The sequence below is a fragment of the Nitrospirota bacterium genome, from assembly GCA_016180645.1.
Classification (GTDB): Bacteria; JACPQY01; JACPQY01; order JACPQY01; family JACPQY01; genus JACPAV01.
This window is the reverse complement of record JACPAV010000025.1, coordinates 32,487-49,221: the sequence shown is the minus strand read 5'-3', so window position 1 is coordinate 49,221 and position 16,735 is coordinate 32,487. Positions and strand designations below refer to the sequence as shown.

Sequence of the window (16,735 nt, the reverse complement as noted above, 5' to 3'; positions counted from 1 at the left end):
TCCTCGCAGGGGGCCCGCGCCTCTTGTTTTGGACCAACATTCCACCGGAAACCAACAAGGAATCGGCCGCCGCGGAAAGATCGCATGGGCCGCGCTTACCATTGATTTGGTTTTCGATTGCAGCCGATCTGGGGGCGTCAGGCCCTCAGGCAGACTCCGAGGATCGATCCCGAGAGTCGGCGCCCAAAGCCTCGCGGACAGAGCGACCGAGATCGTCCAACGTAAACGGCTTCCGAACCAGCGACCTCCCCAACTCGCCGAGCCTTTGGCTCATGAAGGCGTTGTCCACATATCCGGTCATGTAAAGGGTTTTCGTTTCCGGTCGTGATGCGTGCAGTTCGGCGGCCAGCTCCCAGCCTCCCTTGCGAGGCATCACAACATCCGTGACAAGAAGGTCGATGGCTTCCGAATGGCGTTCCGACAACTCCAGAGCCTCCACTCCATCGCACGCCTCGATGACCTTGTAGCCCGACATCCGCAGGAACCGAACGGCGAGATCCCGGATCTGATCGTCGTCCTCGACGAGAAGGACTGTTTCCCTCCCCCCCCGCGGGGCGGGATGCACTTTCGGATGAGTGGAGAGGGTCGCATGGAGTGCTTGAGGCAAATGGACTTCGAATCTTGATCCCCGGCCGGGTTCGCTCCACACCTTTATCTCGCCTCCCATCTGCCTCACAATCTCACGGCTTGTAGACAGCCCCAACCCCGTTCCCTTGTCTTCTTCCTTGGTGGTGAAAAACGGTTCGAAGAGGCGGGCCTGGGTCTCTTGCGTCATGCCGGTTCCCGTGTCCGTTACGGACACCTGGATAAACGGTTCCCGCGCGGTGCGATCGGCCGCCGGGCCGGCGCCGGCGGACATGCCCCTCTTGGTTTCGATGGCCAGTGTCCCGCCGTCAGGCATGGCGTCCCTTGCATTGATGACCAGGTTGAGAAGCACCTGCTCAAGTTGTCCCGGGTCGGCCTTGATCCAGCAGCGCTCGATGCAGGGCGTAACCCGCAACTCGATGTTCTCGCCGATGAGACGCCTGAATGTCTTTTCGAGGTCGGAAATCGCCGCATTCAACTCAAGCTCCACGGGCTTGACGAGTTCCCTCCGGCTGAAGGTCAGCAGCCTCTGAGAGACCGCTGAAGCCCGCTTGGCGGAATCTCTGATCTCGGCGGCGTAGCGGCCCGGTTCGGATCCCGCTTCCAGTTCTCGTGATAGAAGATCGGCGTACCCCAGGATGGTTGTCAGGTTGTTGTTGAAATCGTGCGCGATCCCGGCGGCCAGCCTTCCGACCACCTCCAGCTTTTGCGATCGCACGAGCCGGTCTTCAAGGGCCTTCTGTTTCGTCAGGTCGCGGACAACGGCCAGGATTCTGTCCCGTCCCTTGACCGTGGTGCGCCACAGGCTTACTTCCACAGGGAAGATGCGGCCGGACTTGTGCCTGGTGAGCCACTCGAAGGTCCGGGGCTCCCCCCCCCTAACCCGCTCGATGATGGGCAGGAGTTCATCCTTGGAATAGGGCGCCTGGTTGGTACCGAGATCGTCGATCCTTATCCTGCCGGCTTCCTCGGGGGCGTACCCGTGCAACTCGTAGAACTTGTTGTTGGCTTCGACCACGGCGAAGCTGTCGATGTCGTGGAGAGCGATCGAATCGTTCGAGAGGTCGAGGATATGTCGTAGGGCGACTTCGGGAATACTCAGCAAGTCGTCCAGAGCCCACTGAGGCGTTACGTCGATGGCGACACCGAAGATGGCCCGCGCACCGTCCAATGGCGTGGCGGCGCCGTGGACCTCGATGTGTCGGATCGCCCCGCTCTTGGTCCGAACTCGGATGACATACTCCTCGGCGGCCGATTCGCCCGCGAGTCTCCGACGCATTTTCTCCGCAACGAGGGAACGGTCCTCTTCGACAACCAGTTCCATGAACGAGGGAATGTCGAGGAGCTCCTGGAGGGAATACCCGAGCATCTCCGCCATCCTCTCGTTGGCATACCGGAATCTTGCGCCTTGAAGCATGTAGAGGCCGACCAGCGACTGGTGTTGCAGAAGTTCACCCAGCACTTCGTTCGGAATTGGTCCTGGGGGAGTGGGTTGTGCGGCGTTCGTCATGCCGGAGTCTCCTCCCCTGACAGGGTTACCTCGCCGGCTGATCCAAGACCCGCGCGGACTGCGCATACCAGCTTCCTCCTTGGCACAAAGTATGCGCTCACCGGATTCCGATTGCCTATGACGGCCATCAAGGTGCGCCTCCTTTTCCGGCTCACCAAGGATGACCGGCTCAGCCCACAAGCCGGTAACCGCTTTGTGAGGGATAATGACGGCGAGGGCCCACGCAAAAGTGGCCCAGGAAGGGCTGCATGTGAAATGGCCTCGGTGCAGGTTGAATTGAACCGCCCGTCATGCCCTCGCGTCGCACTGTCCAGAGTCGATGACGGAATTGCTCCGATCCACGGTCCGCTCGCGCCGGGGCATGGCGTGGAGGGAGGTCACCCCGCGGTCACACAACCGTCTTCAGGCCCCAAGCCCCAGGGTTTCGTAGAGTTCCTGCGGGTCGAACGGCTTCTTGAGGAAGGCATCGCACCCACTCGCCTTCTCGGGAGAGGCCCCCTCGCCCGAAAACGTCCCGCTCATGAGGATGATCTTCGTTCCGGCCAGGGCGGGAGAACCGCGAATCGTACGGCAAAGGTCGGCCCCCTTGAGACCCGGCATCTCATGGTCCGTGAGGATGATGTCCGGGGTTTCGCGGAGCGCGAGCGCGTATCCCTCCGTTCCATCCGCCGCCTCGATGCACCGGCAGCGCCCTGAAAGGAGCCGGCGGAGCAGGCTTCGGATCTGATCATCATCGTCCACGATGAGAACCACGGGTCCGAAGGGCGAGCGGCGTAATCCTTGCGCGTGGGTGGCGTCCATGCCTAGTTCCGGAAGTTTATCCATTCGTAGCCCATCCGTACACCCTAATATATTGGGGTGTTTACGGTCAAGCCGTCTGGCTACCATTCGCGCCATGGCGACCGACCGTTACGCAGCCGTCCGCGCGCGGCTCGCCCGGAACCTCCGGCGATTCCGAGAGCAGCGGGGCCTCACCCAGGAGGACATGGAGCGGTTCGGGATCCCCTACAAGTACTACCAGCGCCTGGAATCCACCCGTTCCCGGTCGGCAAACATCACGCTTCGAACGCTGGCGAAGCTGGCCCGCGCCCTCCAAGTGGCCGCGTATCGACTGATTCGATAGCGAGGGATGGGGTGATCTCCCGCGAGACGGCCCAGATCACCGCACCATTCTCATGCGGCCCTAGCCGGCAAAGCTGATTCCCAGCCTCCCCTTACGGTGTCACGACATATCGTGCCCCATCCGCAATTACGGTGCCGTACACTTGGCATTCCATGTCGGCCCCAAGCGACTGGAACACCCATCCCGGATACTGGCTGGTCTCGATGCCCGTAATCGCTCGCGTCCCGAGGTCCAGTTTTCCGCGGATCAGCCCAGAGCCGACTCCCACGACGATCCTCTTCGCGTCGCTGCACACGCCTGGCAAGACAGCCGCAACCGGAAAACCCGATGCCCCGTCCCCCAGTATCCTCATCGCAACCGTTCCAGCCGGAGTCGTAAAACCGTAGAACAATTTCCGGACGAAGCCCGAATTCGTCTGCCGAACACCCTGCGCGATCACGAGGGATTCGCCCGCCTCCTCGACAACGACCAGCGCGATGCCCTCGAGCGCATACGTATTCTGGCCGTCCGAGAGAGCCGACGCATCAAGAATTGAAATCTCATGGGACGGATGGACGATTCTTCGAATGGAGAAAGCCGATCCTGGCGATGAGCTTCTCGCCCCCGTGGCCACCCACTTTACATGCGCCGTCGAACTCGACGACGTCGAGGCCAGGGCGCGCGTGAGTCCCTCCTTCGGTAGCGGCAGGACATCCGTCATGCTTACGGCGACGGCCTTCGCCGGATCCCATGTGCCGAATCCTATGAGCGCATTGGCCCCCGTTGTGACCCAAAACGATCCCTTCGACGTTCCGAGGAGCGCCTCAGCCCCCGAGAGCACTCCCTCTTCCATTGACGGGCAGCCTACAACCCTCACCTCCGTGGGAAGCGGAGTCTCGTAGAACGTCTGTACGCAGCCGTCGTCCAAGATGCCCATCCGAACGGCCTCCGGACCGGCCGCAACCGGCGCCAGGTCGGTCACCTTTTCGAAACCGCCGGCGAGCGGGCTATACCGGACAACTTTGTCGGGTCCGCCGATACTGATCACACTCGCCCCGTCGCTCCGGTTCTGCACGACGACCTCCGCCGGCGAAAACAGGCCCAGTCCTCCATTGTCGAAAAAGTACACCCCGGCCTCCCTGTCGCACGACGACGCACACCCGACGTTTCCAAACTCGTCGTATGCCTTGACCGTGAAACAGTACCGGTTGTTCGCCGGACGACCGGCCATTGAAACGCATCCCGCCGGGCGAAGCGCGTCGGACGGCGAGATCCCCGCGAACGACACGTCGGACCTCCCGCAGCCGCTCACCCCCTGTGACAGACCCGCCTCGTACCGCGCGACCGTGGTCGTCGTGTCGCTGGCATAGAAGTTCCCGCACGCGCGCAGCGTCACCCCTTTCGAAGACAGAACGGCCGCGTCTCGTCCGTACAGTTCTCCGTCGGCCACGAAAGCGAACACCGGGCCCTTTCGATCGATGGTATAAGCCACCGCCTTCAGCGCCTCTTCATTCCCGAACTGGTCGACCGAGTAGAACCGGACCGTTCCGAGGCAAACCGAACCCAAACACGCAACCTCGAAACCGCAGCCTCCCGGGCTCGTCCACAAGCAGCTCGCCTCCCCGCTCATGCCCGTCACCCAGTAGCGCACCTCCCGTGGCCCCACACCGTCCCCGTCCGTCACCGCGAACGGGTAGCGTCTCGTCGTGAACCCGGGCCCGCCGTCGATGAACCTCCCGGGGGACTCCTTCACGTCCGGCCCAAACGTAATACTTGTCGCGGGCGGCGCCGAATCGCAGGTCATCGTCCTTTCCACCAGGGCCGATCCGTTCCCTACCGCATCGAGCGCCACGACACCCAAGACGAGTGGTCCTTTTCTTTCGCATGCGCGCGAGACCGAACACACTCCACCCACCGCCGCTTTCGTTTGACTCGTCACGCCCGCGGAGTCCGCAAACTCAAGAAGACAGTCTTTCACTTCGCCTACACCCGCGTCATCGAATCGCGCGCTCAGACTCGCGCCTCGCGTCCCCATCATCGTGAACGCGACATCCCCCCCGATCATAGGCCCCTGCGCATCCACCTTGACGCTTACGCGCACAACCTCCGAGCGGTTCCCCGCCCGGTCCACCGCCGTGAAATGCACGTTTCCCTCGCAGATCGCCCCGGCCTCGCAGCTTATCTCTCCCACTCCATCGACCGCGCGAACCGACGGCACACAGGACCCTGCCCCCAGAGCGAAACAGTAGTCGACCGCCGGGGCGACGCCGCTGTCGTCGGCCGCCGAGAACATCACCGCCCCCGGCGACTTGAGCCAGCCGGCCGCCACGGAGGCCGTCACCGTCGGCGCCGTCCGGTCCACAACAAACGTAAATTTGCTTGCCGCCGCATTCCCCGCTCCATCCGCCGCCCTCACGGCGAGCACGTGCGCTCCGGTCGTCAGGCTTGAAAACGTCACGCCCTTTTCCAGGCAATCGCTGAACGCCCCGCCGTCCGCGGAACACTCGAGCCTTGCCCCACCCGAAAGCGCATCTGTAATCCCCATCCGAAAGACAACCGACGACTGGTTGGTCCCATCCACCGGCCCGGACACGACCCGGATCTCCGGCGGCGATCGATCGATCGTAAAGGCGTACGCCTCGCTTCGGCCCACGTTACCCGCCTTGTCGACGCCCTCGGCCTGCGCCAAGTGGCGCCCCTCCGGCACGCTCGGCACGCTCCAGGTACCCCCGCAGGCCGACCACTCTTCGTCCATTCCGCAGCGGAAGGTCTCTACATCCTCCGAGCCTTCCAGGACGAACGACACCTGCTTCATCGCGCTGACCTCGGCCGGCCCCTCCTTGATGCGAACGGCCGGCGCCGTGAGGTCCACGATGAAAGCTGTTTCGAGAACGGCACTCACGTTTCCCGCCCGATCCTTCGCCCGGGTCATGGCCACGAAGGCGCCCTCCGCCAGTCCCCGGACCATCATGCCCGACCCGCAGGCCTCCCACCGGGGCGACGTAAAGACCCCATGATTCTTCATCTCGTCGTCCGTGGAGCGCAGCGGAGGGGGCGACTGATCCTTCTCGGCAGCACCGCGCACCGCGCACTCGATCACAGCGACTCCCGCGCGGTCCTCCGCGGCAGCCGTCACCGTTACCTCCGTGCGGTTCGTCACGGCGGCCGGCGCGGCAAGCCACTTTACCGTCGGCGGCGTCAGATCCACATCCACAACCGCCTCCGCTCCTACAGGATCCCGGTTTCCCGCGGCATCCATGGCGAAGACCCGAATGGTGTGGCGGCCGTCCGATCCGACTGAAACTCCCTGACCGGGCGAACACGCCTGCACCGGGCTCTGATCCACGGAACACAGGAATGCGCTCCCCGCCTCCGTCGACTCAAACTGGAGAGACACTTTCCCCTCGTTCTTCACGCCCGATGGGGTCCCCGTGATTTTCGTCGCGGGTGGCGTGCGGTCCACGACGACGACGGCCTCCGCCGGCGTCGCATCCACCTCGCCGTCGCCGGCGACCGCCCTGACCCGCAACCGGTGCGGCCCTTCCGCGAGGCCCGTAAGCGTCAGCGGCGAGACACACTCCCCAAACGCACCGTCGTCCACCGAACATTCCAACCTCGCCCCCTCCGCCTTCCCCACCGCGATGAACCGAATTGTTACGGCATCCGATGACACGGGCTTCGAAGGTTTTGTCGTGATTTTCGTATCGACCCCCGCACCGGGGTCGCCGGCCCCAGCCCCTCCCGTATTCCCGGTGCTACGCGCCTTTCGCTGAGAAGCCAGTTCCGGAAAGACATCCTCCGCAATCTTTTGCGCCTGGTCCTCGGGCGGCCTTTGCCCTTTCGAGAAGGGATCCGTCCCCAGATACGCCTCGATGAGATTTTCCACGCCGTCCTCGTCCGAATCGGGAAACGCCGTCGCCTCGCCGTCCCGCGTCAGGACCCCCTCACTGTTCCTGGCCCGCATGAGCTTCACGCCGATGAGATCCACTCTCCGGTCATGGAGCGTCAGAGTGACCGGGTCCTCCGCATTCCCAAGCCGACCTTCGAATCCCAGCGACACATACGACGCGCCGTCCTCGCCGATCTGGAAGCCCACCGGTACGCCGTCGTCCAGCACGCTCTCCCCCCGGTCGATCCGTGCCACCGGCGCAAATCTCTCCACCGCCGACGTGAGCGACTTCTCCGCCTCGATATAGATGATGTACGTCGCCGGCTCCGGCGGGGCGCACGCCGCCGTCCCGCAGAGCGCCGCCGCGGCCAGGAGGAAACTCAAGACGGGAACGCCCCGCTTCGTCGCGTCCAGCGAGTCCCTGCCTGCGCCGCAGGACGCGGAGGCGTCGCGGCAGGCAGGGCCGGACGGCTGTGCCGTCCTGGCGCCGCTCGGTTGCGCTCCCTTCGATTGACTCAGCGCCTTATGAGGTCGTGAGCCTGCCCAAGCGCCCTTCCGTTTCTTCAGATTCTTCATGTCCTGCACGTTGATATTCTCGCTTTCTCCCTCGCCCACTTTTGCCTTCTCACCTTTGCCTTCACCTCTTACTTGATGCCCCCGTTCATCGTCCCTTCGTCCGCCATCGCTCTCGGAGGCTTCGGCATCGTGGGTCCCGGCAGCGCCAGCAGACCCTTCTGCAGCACCAGGTCGGAATTCCATGTACTCCCTTTCACGATGATCACCATCCAGTGGCCGTCGTGCGCCTCGTCCTCCCCGGCAAAATACGGCTCGACCCAGTACGCTTGGCTCTCCTCGCTCCTTCTCACGGGCGTAAACGGCTCGGCAAACCCGGCCGGGCGCTCCACCTGGAGTTGGTCCAGGTAAGCCCGCCCCTCTTTGCGCGTCCCTTCCGAAAGGGCCTCCCGGTACGTCTCGCCCAGCGTCCTCATTCGCGCCCGCGCGGAACAGCCGACGGACGCCGAGAGCGCCAGGCTAGTGCACAGGAAGAGCCAGATCGGGGGGCATCCCCTCGAAACCTTGAGCCAGTACGACATGAATCTCCTTTCCCGGTTCCACTCTGATGACCGGAACGTTGCGACGGATCCTTTCTTCCATAATCTTTGCGAGCGAGTCGAAGAAACCCGCGCCCGCGCTCGAAAACCCGTAAGACACGAGACTTCCGTCCACCTTCTGCTGAGCGCCGCCCAGCGGCGTGAGCTGCGTCGTCAGCTGCGACGCCGCAATCGCCTGCGAAAACGCCTGCGCGGTCCGGGCGGCAATCGTCCCCGCGATGTACAGGCCGTCATGGTTCTCCACAATACCCGGCACCCCCAGGATGCCGTCTTCGCCCGACACCCAGCCGTTGATCTTGCGGTCCATCGACGTCCCGTCCTCATAGACGCAGCTCATCTGAAACACCTGGATCTCCGCGCGCCTCGCCACCGCCCGGCCGCTCGCCCGCCCCAGCGCGAAACACCCGTGCGCCGGAATCTTGAATCGGTTCGGTCCCACGAACGAACCCTGCAGACGCACGAGCAGCGGGTACGGCAGCTGCTGATCCGTATCCGGGGCGAGCGCACCCGTCAGCAGCACGCCTGCCGCGAAACTTCCGCTCGGAAAGTACACGCCGCTCTCGTCCGAAGCCGCGCCCGCGCTCGGGTTCACAATAATTTTCCCTCTCCCGACCGGTCGCGCCTCCGCCATGCCCTCGTGGCCTGCGTGGCCTTCCGAACCGGACGCCCCGCCGCTCCCTGAAATGGTTGTGATGGATCGCCCACCCTCCGCCTTGTTCTTCAGCTCGGCGATCTCCTTCATGAGGGAGAGTTCCAGCTGGTGCCTCGACTCCTCCGACTCCTCAAGGCGTCGCTCCATATCCTTCATTTTCTCCCGGTTGATCAGCGCATCCGCATTCTGAGCGGAGTCGAACCCACTTCCGGCTCTTACTACCGCCCTCTGCTCGCCTCCCGCCGCTTCAGCCTCGGCGCCCATCGCTCGCCACCGTGCTACCGGATCCTCCTCCGGCTTCGCCGGCGTCTCTCCCTCAATTCCCTCCGCGCCGCCCAGCACGGGCGGCAAATTCACCGCGGCTTGGACAGCCTTCCCCGTAGGCTGCGCCTCGGCACCGCCTACGACGCCCTCCTTCAGAACGTCCAGTGGCGGCGCCTCTCCGGTTGCCCGCCCGGCCGTGATGATCGCCATAAGGGCCGCCAGCACAAGACCTGCGCCCACGACCGCCTGCCGGCGTGAAAGCCCGTGGGTTTTCAGTGTGAGGTCCATTCTTTCCGTCCACTCTGCGTTGCTCCGGGGACGGCGATGGGAATAGTTATGGGGATCCTGCGCCGCCACCGACGCAGGTCCCGGGTTGCTCTCTCCGACAGCGCACGACCCGCTAATCTCGGTTCCATCCTCCGCTCCCGAACCGACCGGCGCCCCCTCCGCTTCTCTCCGGAGACGATGAGGAGAAGAATCATAGGATCCCGGCATCGATCCCGCGTCGCCACCCGTCTTGCCCCTTTCTCCTTCTTCCACGGTTTCCTTCCTACCTTTCTCTTCTTGCTAGTCTCCGTCCTTGCGCGTCTCGGGATTCACCGTTAACGGCAGCGTGTCCGTCCCCTTGTCGAGTCCCTCCGGCAGCGCCCGGCGGTCCACCACCATCCACGCCACCGTCTTCGTCGGATAACCCAGGTACGCCTCCGGCGATGCAAAGACCCCGTGATTCTTCCACTCATCGTCCCCGGAGCGCAGCGGAGGGGGCGTCGGCGCCGGCCCCGCCGGCGCGAGATACATGTCCCGTACGCCCGCCGCGACCTTCCCCGGAACCTTGAGCATCCTCGGTGCCACGGCCTGCGCCTGGCCCTGCAGACGGTTCTCAATTTCCAATACGTATCCGATCAGGTTGCTCACGTCGGAGACGTACCGCATGACCTGCCGAACATGGAGCGATCCCGGTTCCGATCCCACGATCACCCGGCTCGTCACCTCGATCTCGTAGCCCGCAAGCGGCTGCTGATGGTACATGGCGAGGAGCAGTCTCTTGAGGGGTCCGTAGAACGCGTGGCCCCCATCGCTTTTTGCGCCGACCGGCGCACCCTCCTCCGGGACGATCTGGATCATCGTGGGTCCCGCGTAGGGGGTCGTTTCCATTTTGAGCGCGTAGGTGTTCTGCTTCACGTCCATGCAGAAGATGCTCGCGCTGAAAGAACTGAGCGCCTTGAAGATGGCCTCCCTCCCGAAATACTCCACCGTGAGCTGCTGTTCGTCGTGGACGGCGCACTGCTTCGGGGTTTCGGGAAATTTCACGCTCATCGGATTGCCCACCTGAAGAGGAACGTAGATCGTCCTGCCCGGGCTCCACGGCTGTACCGAGAGATCCACTGCGAACGCCGCTCCCCGCGTCAGCCCTGCCGCCAGGCCCACGGCTAAGATCACGTCCCACCGGATCCGCCGCCAGACACTCATCCCGTTCATGCCGCCTCCTGTCGCTGGGCGATGTTGACGATCGCCAGTCCCCGGAAATCCCGTCCGGCGACCGGCACCTTCTTCAAACTGATCTCGTACCGGTACGTCCCGGCCCACTCCTTGCCCCGCGGACTCCATAGTTCCTGCCACACCACCAGAACCACTTTGTAATCTTTTCCCGTCGGCTCCACCGTTTCCTGCCGGATCCAGAAATGCTGCGACAGCGACAGACTCTTCGCCCGCTCCACCTGGCGGATCGTCGCCTTGTCGAAAGGTTCCAGGAGATGCTCCTCCAAGTACGTCCGCGCCGATCGGACGTTCCCCTCGATCGTCTCGGGCCGATAGGACGCATACTGTGTGAGAAAACTCCTCGCCACGTCGACCGCATAGGCCGGTCCCGCCGATTCGTCGCCGAGTCTGGTCACCCCCGCAGCTCCCGGGACCACATAGACCCGGTCTTTCCGCACGGCTGCCAGGCCCACGGCCGCAAGCGCGACCAGAAGGGAAAGAATGGTGAGTCCTCGCATGTGCTCGTACCGCGTCTCCGCCTCGCCCCAGACCTCGAAGAAGCGCCCCGCGCTTTTCCGGGCCGGTTTCGGCGCAGAGACCCCATGGGGCTTCATCTCGCCCGCGGCCTTTCCACCACGGAGCGCAACGAGCAGGGATCCCAAGTTCGTCCTCACGCCAGATCGACCTCGATGTAAGGTTCCCATGATTCTTCATCTCGTCGTCCGTGGAGCGGAGCGGAGGGGACGATGACTCTCGACCGCCGACCCACCCGCCGGACCACCGTCGTTCCGCCGATCGACAGCATTTCCACCGTTCGATCCTGCTCCGGTGCTTCGCACATGCCGCCCTCCGCGAGGGCGTCGACGTAAAGCTCCTCGAGATCCGATACGCCCGACTGGCTTCCGCCCAGCATCGGGAATGGAAAAGGCATCCGGGCCCTCTTTGTTTTGTCGTCCTTGCTGTTCTTGTTCATGACTGTCTGACCTCTCTTTCTGACCGCAATCGTTTGTTCTTCATTCGTCACGCCTTCCCTATTGCAATCCGGTGCCAACCAACCGTCCGAACCCTCTCTAACGATGAGTCTATTCACACACACCCCGCCCCGATTCCTCCGCGTTTGTTTCAGGTGAAACAAGCCACGACGCAGGAACCCCATAACAATTCATTTCCAGCGGCTTCTTCGTATCCCCGATGGTCGCTCTCGGAGCGGCGAAATACGCCCTTGAAAGGCGTAGAATAGCCGCGTGACGGCCAAAGTAGCGCGATCGATCGGCCTCGCCGCCATCGGGGGCGCGATCGGTTTCGTTGCGGAGTCCGTCCACCTGCGGGCGCGCGTATGGACGCTTCCGGAAGGAGCCCCGCTTCCTGTGTGGATCGCGGCCGTGTACTTCGCGGGGATCCTCGGCGCGAATGCCGGCTTCGGCGCGCTCGAACGACGCATTTCTCAGCCCATGCTTCCGACGGGCCGCGAGGTCGGCCTCGAGACGACGATCCTGCTCACGCTATTCGCGGCGCCTGCGATCCTTCACGCGCGGGAGGTCGCGTTGGCGGTTGTTGTCGCTGCGTACCTCGCCGCGCGGCTCGTCTTCTGTCGGCGACTCGGCGACCTCATGGTCGCGGCCGGATTCATGGTCGGGGACGCGGCGATCGAACTGGGTCTCGTCCATCTCTCGTTGTTTCGATACACGTACGCCGCCTTCACCCCGCTTCCGTTGTGGCTCGCTCCGTTGTGGGGCGGACTCGGCCTGAGCCTGCGGCGCCTCTTCGCGTTCGCCGCAGGGTCCGGGCGTGCAGGATCGCCCACTCGACGGCCGTGAGGCCGAAGAGGAAGGGGTCCGCCGCAGCCTCGATCGTCCCGATCGTCAGGGCGCCGTTCATGACGGATTTCATGTTCCCCGTGCCGTACGCCTCCTTTGCCGGAGAGGTGAAGAGATTGGAACCAATCGTGATTGCGCCTCGCCCGCGCGACGCTCGGGTGCGAATCTTGAAAGAGTCCCCGAGGCTCATGGCAGACAAGATGCCTTGCTGAATTCCTTCCGCTCACCTCACCGCGAGGTCATCCCCTTCGACGAGGAACCGATGGTAGGGGTTCCTCATCATCCCACCACCTGCAACAGGCGCAGAAGCGCCTCTTTTCCGAGTCCGCCGCAGGCGGATTGCAGGTGGTGGGATCATGCACGCTCGGAGAGCCGAGGCACACGCTGGGTGATGGGTCGAGGAGCGGTGGAGCGCGGAAAGGCCGTCAACGGGTCCTACAGGCCGGGAGGCCCTCGAATTCCGACTCTATGCGGATTACGCCCCCCAACCCAAATGGCCAGATTCACCCTGAAATGCTCGGGCTGGCTGTTAAGAGGCATTTGACAAGGTATCAGCCCAGGCTACAATCGCCACATCCGTCATGGAAACCGTCACAGGGGTAAAACGGGAGTCAAATCGGAGATATCGGCTTGCACACCTCTTAACAGAACCTCCCGTTACTGGAGTTCTTGCCGTCTTTTTTCTCGCTATTGCGGTCTTGAATAGCTTCAGTTGTGGGGGAGATGAAGGAGACGCAAGTTCAGCGGCTACATCTGCTGCTTCGGCTGCATCCAATAATCCCTGCGCTCAATTCAACGATTGTACGTTGAAAGCACAGGAGAAACTTGCAACGTGCAGCAAGATAAGTGATGTGGCGGGGGCTGCCGCTTGCCAGCAAGAAGGTTACACAGAGAAGTGCAGATGCGCAAAAACGTATTGCGTTGGTGCATGTAAAGCCGCGGGGGGAACTGCTGGCGGGGGCTGTACCGTTCCCGAGCAAGTGGGTGGTGTCAAATGCCAATGAGTCTTGGCACCATTGCCGTCAAATTTATTTTGGGTATCCGCGGACATGTTTGAGGGATTTCCAGCGTCGGCGTGGCGAGCAGAATCACCGCCTCCCCCGCCTGCCAAGCTGCGGGGGAATGATATATAAGCTGTTCGCTCTTTGTGGGATCGCACTCGGCGTGCAATCCTGCGGGGCTGTGGGGGAACTGGTTGGAGCGGATCCGACACCGGATGGGCCAGATGGTTTCAGGGTCGACTATAAGGATGGCGTGGTAAGACTGCATTGGAATGACAACTCGGACTTCGAGAAAGGGTATGTCGTAGAAAAATCCACGGAAGCGCAAGGCGAAGGGTTTTCAGTTCTTGCCCGTTTGCCTGAGAACAGTACCGAATTTTCCGAAGAGACAATTCAGGGTGCCCGCTACCGAGTGTATGCTGTCAGGGGCAACAAGAAATCTTCGGCGGCCGAGCGGTGTCTATTTTTCCAGGACCGGGACGGAGATGGGTATGGCGTGTGGCCGGGGACATATGAGGCCTGCCCAGGGCCGGACTCACTTCTATTGGTGGGCGGAGACTGCAAAGACTCCGATAGTGACGTTTTCCCTGGGAATCCTGAAAAGTGCGACGGCAAAGACAACGACTGCGACGCGAGTGTGGACGAGGGATGTGCCTGCACCGACGGGTTGATCCAAAGCTGTTACAGTGGTGCCTCCGAAACGAAAGGCACGGGTGTCTGCAAGGCTGGCTCCCAGACCTGCTCGGGCGGCCAGTGGGGAACGTGCAGCGGCGAGGTGATCCCGGTGGCCGAAATCTGCGACGGCAAAGACAACGACTGCGACGGGCAAACGGACAACGCCTGCGACACGACACCCCCAACTTTTGCCGGCCTATCCTCGGCTACGGGGGTCTCTAGGAGCCAAATCGACCTCGCTTGGGCGGCTGCGACGGACAATGTGAGCGCGCCAGCTAACATCATCTACCGCATCTGCCAATCCAACACGTCAGGAACGTGCGGGCGTTCGTTCACCGCCACGTACACGACCGCCGCCGGCGCCACCTCCCACCGCGCAACGGGTTACACCGCTGGCGCCACCTACTACTTCGTCGCCCGCGCCGTGGACGAAAAGGGCAACGAGGATCCGAACACCACGGAAAAGAGCGCGATGACCCTCCCCCTGCCCTGGACCGCCCAGACCTCGGGGACGAGCGAAGGGATCGAATCCGTCAACTTCCCTGTGGATGCGACGACCGGCTACGCCGTGGGGCCAAGCAACGCGATCCTCAAAACGACCGATGGCGGCACCACCTGGACCCAGACATCGGGAACGGGCTTTTACCTCTATGGCATCCACTTCCCGGTGGACACGACCACAGGCTACGCCGTGGGGGTGGGTGGCACGATCCTCAAGACGACCAATGGCGGCGCCACCTGGACCGCCCAGACATCGGGAACGAGCTCCAACCTCAGTGCCGTCCACTTCCCTGTGGACGTGACCACAGGCTACGCGGTGGGGGGGAATGGCACGATCCTCAAGACGACGAATGGCGGCGCCAATTGGGTAGCCCAGACCTCGGGGACGACGAACTGGCTCTACACCGTCCACTTCCCTGTGGACGCGACGACGGGCTACGCCGTGGGGGATTCGGGCAAGATCCTCAAGACGACCGACGGCGGCGCCACTTGGACCGCCCAGACATCGGGAACGAGCAACCATCTCTATGCCGTCCACTTCCCGGTGGACGCGACCACGGGCTACGCGGTAGGGTTAGGCGGCACGATCCTCAAGACGACCACAGGTGGGCAATAGCAGGGGGTGGGATCAGTGAAAAGCGATGGTCGATTCTCAACGCGGCTTTGCCGCGTCAGGAGGGGAGGTAATTGGAGGGAGGAGATATGGGTAATGGAAAAGTAAAGGACATCTCGACGGGGGAGATCAAGCCGGCCGGTGAGCGCTTCGCGAGCCTCCGGGGTTGCATCACCGTTCGATTTCTTGGACATAGCCACCTCCTGTCAAACCCATCCTACCATCGCTAATCCAATGTCCAAAGAAATCGGGTGCGGTCTAGGACGATCTATCGCCCGATGTAAAATCGGGAGCTACGGGATGGCCCCCAAGAAGCTCAAATGTTGACCGCGCCAAGTATATCAATATGGAAATATCGGGTCATCCCTTCCTTTTCAGTGCAATTGCAAGCCGCTTTCATAACAGATTGCGGTTGGCCAACCACGTAGATCACAGGAGCCACGTTGATGGTGGAAATGTAAAGTATCGGGAGGTGCCATGAGACAAACACGTAGGTCGCGTAGGGTGGGGCTGACGACGAGGGCAGCATCAGTTGCGCTGTTCGTTGTCTTGGCCTTTACAGGTTTCCCTGCTTGGGGACAAGACGACATTATTCAAAAGCACCTGAAAAAAGAGACTCTGAAATCGGTTGAACAATCCGCGTCCCCACCCGTGTTGGAAGACGATGAGGTTGTCACGCAGTACCGCTCATACATTGAACGGAAGATCTCTATTGAAAGTGCAACGGAGCTCGAAGTGAAGCAGAGTTCAACGAATCTCGGAAAGTTTGGCTCGTTTGAAAGCACAAACATCTCACAAATCAAGACATGGGCGCCTTTTGAGGGGATTGTTCCCTTGAAGGAATCCCAGTTCTGGGAAAAGAGCCAGCAGATGGAACTTGTGGCGATCGCAAAGGGAAGAGAGGAACTAGCGGAGAAACTTATCACAGCGGGATGGTGGATGGCTGTTCTCGGAACGGGATCACAACTACTGGGCGACTACCTGATGAAGAAAGGCAAGTCAGAAGATGCCCAGGTGGCTGGAGTGATATTTGCTTTCCCAATAGCTGCGGCGTTTGGGGGTACGAGCGGGATCTTGTTTCCCATGGGATACAAGCTCCGAAAGAAAAGGGTGACGCCAGCGTTCTTTGCGCAGGAGAATGCTGATCTGTACAACTACCAGCTTCGCAAGACGATGGGAGTGGACAACTACATTGAACGCACGGTCATTGGGGGCAGAGCGGCAGTTCCGGAATAGTGCGCCTGGAATCCGCGATGCTTCCCGCAGGCGAGTGTTGAGAGGCGGGATCAGGACAACCTTTCTGTACCTCATTGTACTTGCACTCCCCTCATGCGGGCTGGCTGAAATGTTCGGTGCCGATCCAACGCCCGATCCACCCAGTGACCTTGGCGCATCTTTTGAACAAGGAAGCGTCATTTTGACATGGAAGGATGATTCAAACTTTGAAGATGGTTTTGTTGTCGAGAAATCGACCGAGAGGCAAGGCAATAACTTCTCCCCTATAGCAAGTCTTCCAAGAGATACAACCCGTTGGC

13 protein-coding genes are annotated in these 16,735 nt (G+C 62.1%); 4 read left to right on the top strand and 9 right to left on the bottom strand.

The window, feature by feature from the left end; translation table 11 throughout:
* Nucleotides 1-145 precede the first annotated feature (145 nt).
* Nucleotides 146-2,095, bottom strand: coding sequence for a PAS domain S-box protein (locus HYT87_14870; protein ID MBI2061047.1), 1,950 nt, complete (start codon nucleotides 2,093-2,095; stop codon nucleotides 146-148).
* A gap of 402 nt (nucleotides 2,096-2,497) precedes the next feature.
* Nucleotides 2,498-2,920, bottom strand: coding sequence for a response regulator (locus HYT87_14865; protein ID MBI2061046.1), 423 nt, complete (start codon nucleotides 2,918-2,920; stop codon nucleotides 2,498-2,500).
* 70 nt (nucleotides 2,921-2,990) lie between these two features.
* Between HYT87_14865 and HYT87_14860 the strand changes: the two genes are divergently transcribed.
* Nucleotides 2,991-3,218, top strand: a complete 228-nt coding sequence (locus HYT87_14860) for a helix-turn-helix transcriptional regulator (protein MBI2061045.1) — start codon at nucleotides 2,991-2,993, stop codon at nucleotides 3,216-3,218.
* Between the two features lie 91 nt (nucleotides 3,219-3,309).
* On the opposite strand, the gene HYT87_14855 is transcribed toward HYT87_14860, so the two are convergent.
* Genes HYT87_14855 through HYT87_14830 form a run of 6 tightly spaced genes read right to left on the bottom strand, consistent with a single transcriptional unit; the run spans nucleotide 3,310 to nucleotide 11,566 of the window.
* A complete protein-coding gene (locus HYT87_14855; protein ID MBI2061044.1) occupies nucleotides 3,310-7,701 on the bottom strand; it encodes a hypothetical protein in 4,392 nt (1,463 codons plus the stop codon).
* Nucleotides 7,702-7,730: 29 nt separating this feature from the next.
* A complete protein-coding gene (locus tag HYT87_14850) occupies nucleotides 7,731-8,075 on the bottom strand; it encodes a TraV family lipoprotein (GenBank protein MBI2061043.1) in 345 nt (114 codons plus the stop codon).
* 43 nt (nucleotides 8,076-8,118) lie between these two features.
* Complete coding sequence (locus HYT87_14845) at nucleotides 8,119-9,654, bottom strand: TraB/VirB10 family protein (GenBank protein ID MBI2061042.1); 1,536 nt, start codon at nucleotides 9,652-9,654, stop codon at nucleotides 8,119-8,121.
* Between the two features lie 27 nt (nucleotides 9,655-9,681).
* Nucleotides 9,682-10,593 (bottom strand): hypothetical protein, encoded by a 912-nt coding sequence (locus HYT87_14840; protein ID MBI2061041.1) that lies wholly within the window; start codon nucleotides 10,591-10,593, stop codon nucleotides 9,682-9,684.
* A complete protein-coding gene (locus HYT87_14835; GenBank protein ID MBI2061040.1) occupies nucleotides 10,590-11,267 on the bottom strand; it encodes a hypothetical protein in 678 nt (225 codons plus the stop codon). Before HYT87_14835 ends, HYT87_14840 begins: the two co-directional genes overlap by 4 nt.
* Complete coding sequence (locus tag HYT87_14830; GenBank protein MBI2061039.1) at nucleotides 11,264-11,566, bottom strand: hypothetical protein; 303 nt, start codon at nucleotides 11,564-11,566, stop codon at nucleotides 11,264-11,266. The genes HYT87_14835 and HYT87_14830 overlap by 4 nt, the downstream gene beginning before the upstream one ends.
* Nucleotides 11,567-11,837: 271 nt before the next feature.
* Between HYT87_14830 and HYT87_14825 the strand changes: the two genes are divergently transcribed.
* The gene (locus HYT87_14825) at nucleotides 11,838-12,410 is read left to right on the top strand and encodes a DUF2878 family protein (GenBank protein MBI2061038.1); all 573 of its coding nucleotides are present in this window, start codon (nucleotides 11,838-11,840) and stop codon (nucleotides 12,408-12,410) included.
* Here HYT87_14825 and HYT87_14820 read toward each other — a convergent pair.
* Nucleotides 12,292-12,600: a glycogen/starch/alpha-glucan phosphorylase gene (locus HYT87_14820; GenBank protein ID MBI2061037.1), complete on the bottom strand. Its 309-nt coding sequence runs from the start codon at nucleotides 12,598-12,600 to the stop codon at nucleotides 12,292-12,294. The genes HYT87_14825 and HYT87_14820 overlap by 119 nt on opposite strands.
* Nucleotides 12,601-13,664: 1,064 nt before the next feature.
* On the opposite strand from HYT87_14820, the gene HYT87_14815 reads away from it, so the two are divergent.
* Nucleotides 13,665-15,203: a hypothetical protein gene (locus HYT87_14815; GenBank protein ID MBI2061036.1), complete on the top strand. Its 1,539-nt coding sequence runs from the start codon at nucleotides 13,665-13,667 to the stop codon at nucleotides 15,201-15,203.
* A gap of 501 nt (nucleotides 15,204-15,704) precedes the next feature.
* Nucleotides 15,705-16,436, top strand: a complete 732-nt coding sequence (locus HYT87_14810) for a hypothetical protein (GenBank protein ID MBI2061035.1) — start codon at nucleotides 15,705-15,707, stop codon at nucleotides 16,434-16,436.
* The last annotated feature ends 299 nt before the right edge of the window (nucleotides 16,437-16,735 follow it).

What these genes read in the sequence shown, in the direction of transcription:
- HYT87_14870 (MBI2061047.1), bottom strand. Translation starts at nt 2,095, where the DNA reads ATGACGAACGCCGCACAACCCACTCCCCCAGGACCAATTCCGAACGAA.
- HYT87_14865 (MBI2061046.1), bottom strand. Translation starts at nt 2,920, where the DNA reads ATGGATAAACTTCCGGAACTAGGCATGGACGCCACCCACGCGCAAGGA.
- HYT87_14860 (MBI2061045.1), top strand. Translation starts at nt 2,991, where the DNA reads ATGGCGACCGACCGTTACGCAGCCGTCCGCGCGCGGCTCGCCCGGAAC.
- HYT87_14850 (MBI2061043.1), bottom strand. Translation starts at nt 8,075, where the DNA reads ATGAGGACGCTGGGCGAGACGTACCGGGAGGCCCTTTCGGAAGGGACG.
- HYT87_14840 (MBI2061041.1), bottom strand. Translation starts at nt 10,593, where the DNA reads ATGAACGGGATGAGTGTCTGGCGGCGGATCCGGTGGGACGTGATCTTA.
- HYT87_14830 (MBI2061039.1), bottom strand. Translation starts at nt 11,566, where the DNA reads ATGAACAAGAACAGCAAGGACGACAAAACAAAGAGGGCCCGGATGCCT.
- HYT87_14820 (MBI2061037.1), bottom strand. Translation starts at nt 12,600, where the DNA reads ATGAGCCTCGGGGACTCTTTCAAGATTCGCACCCGAGCGTCGCGCGGG.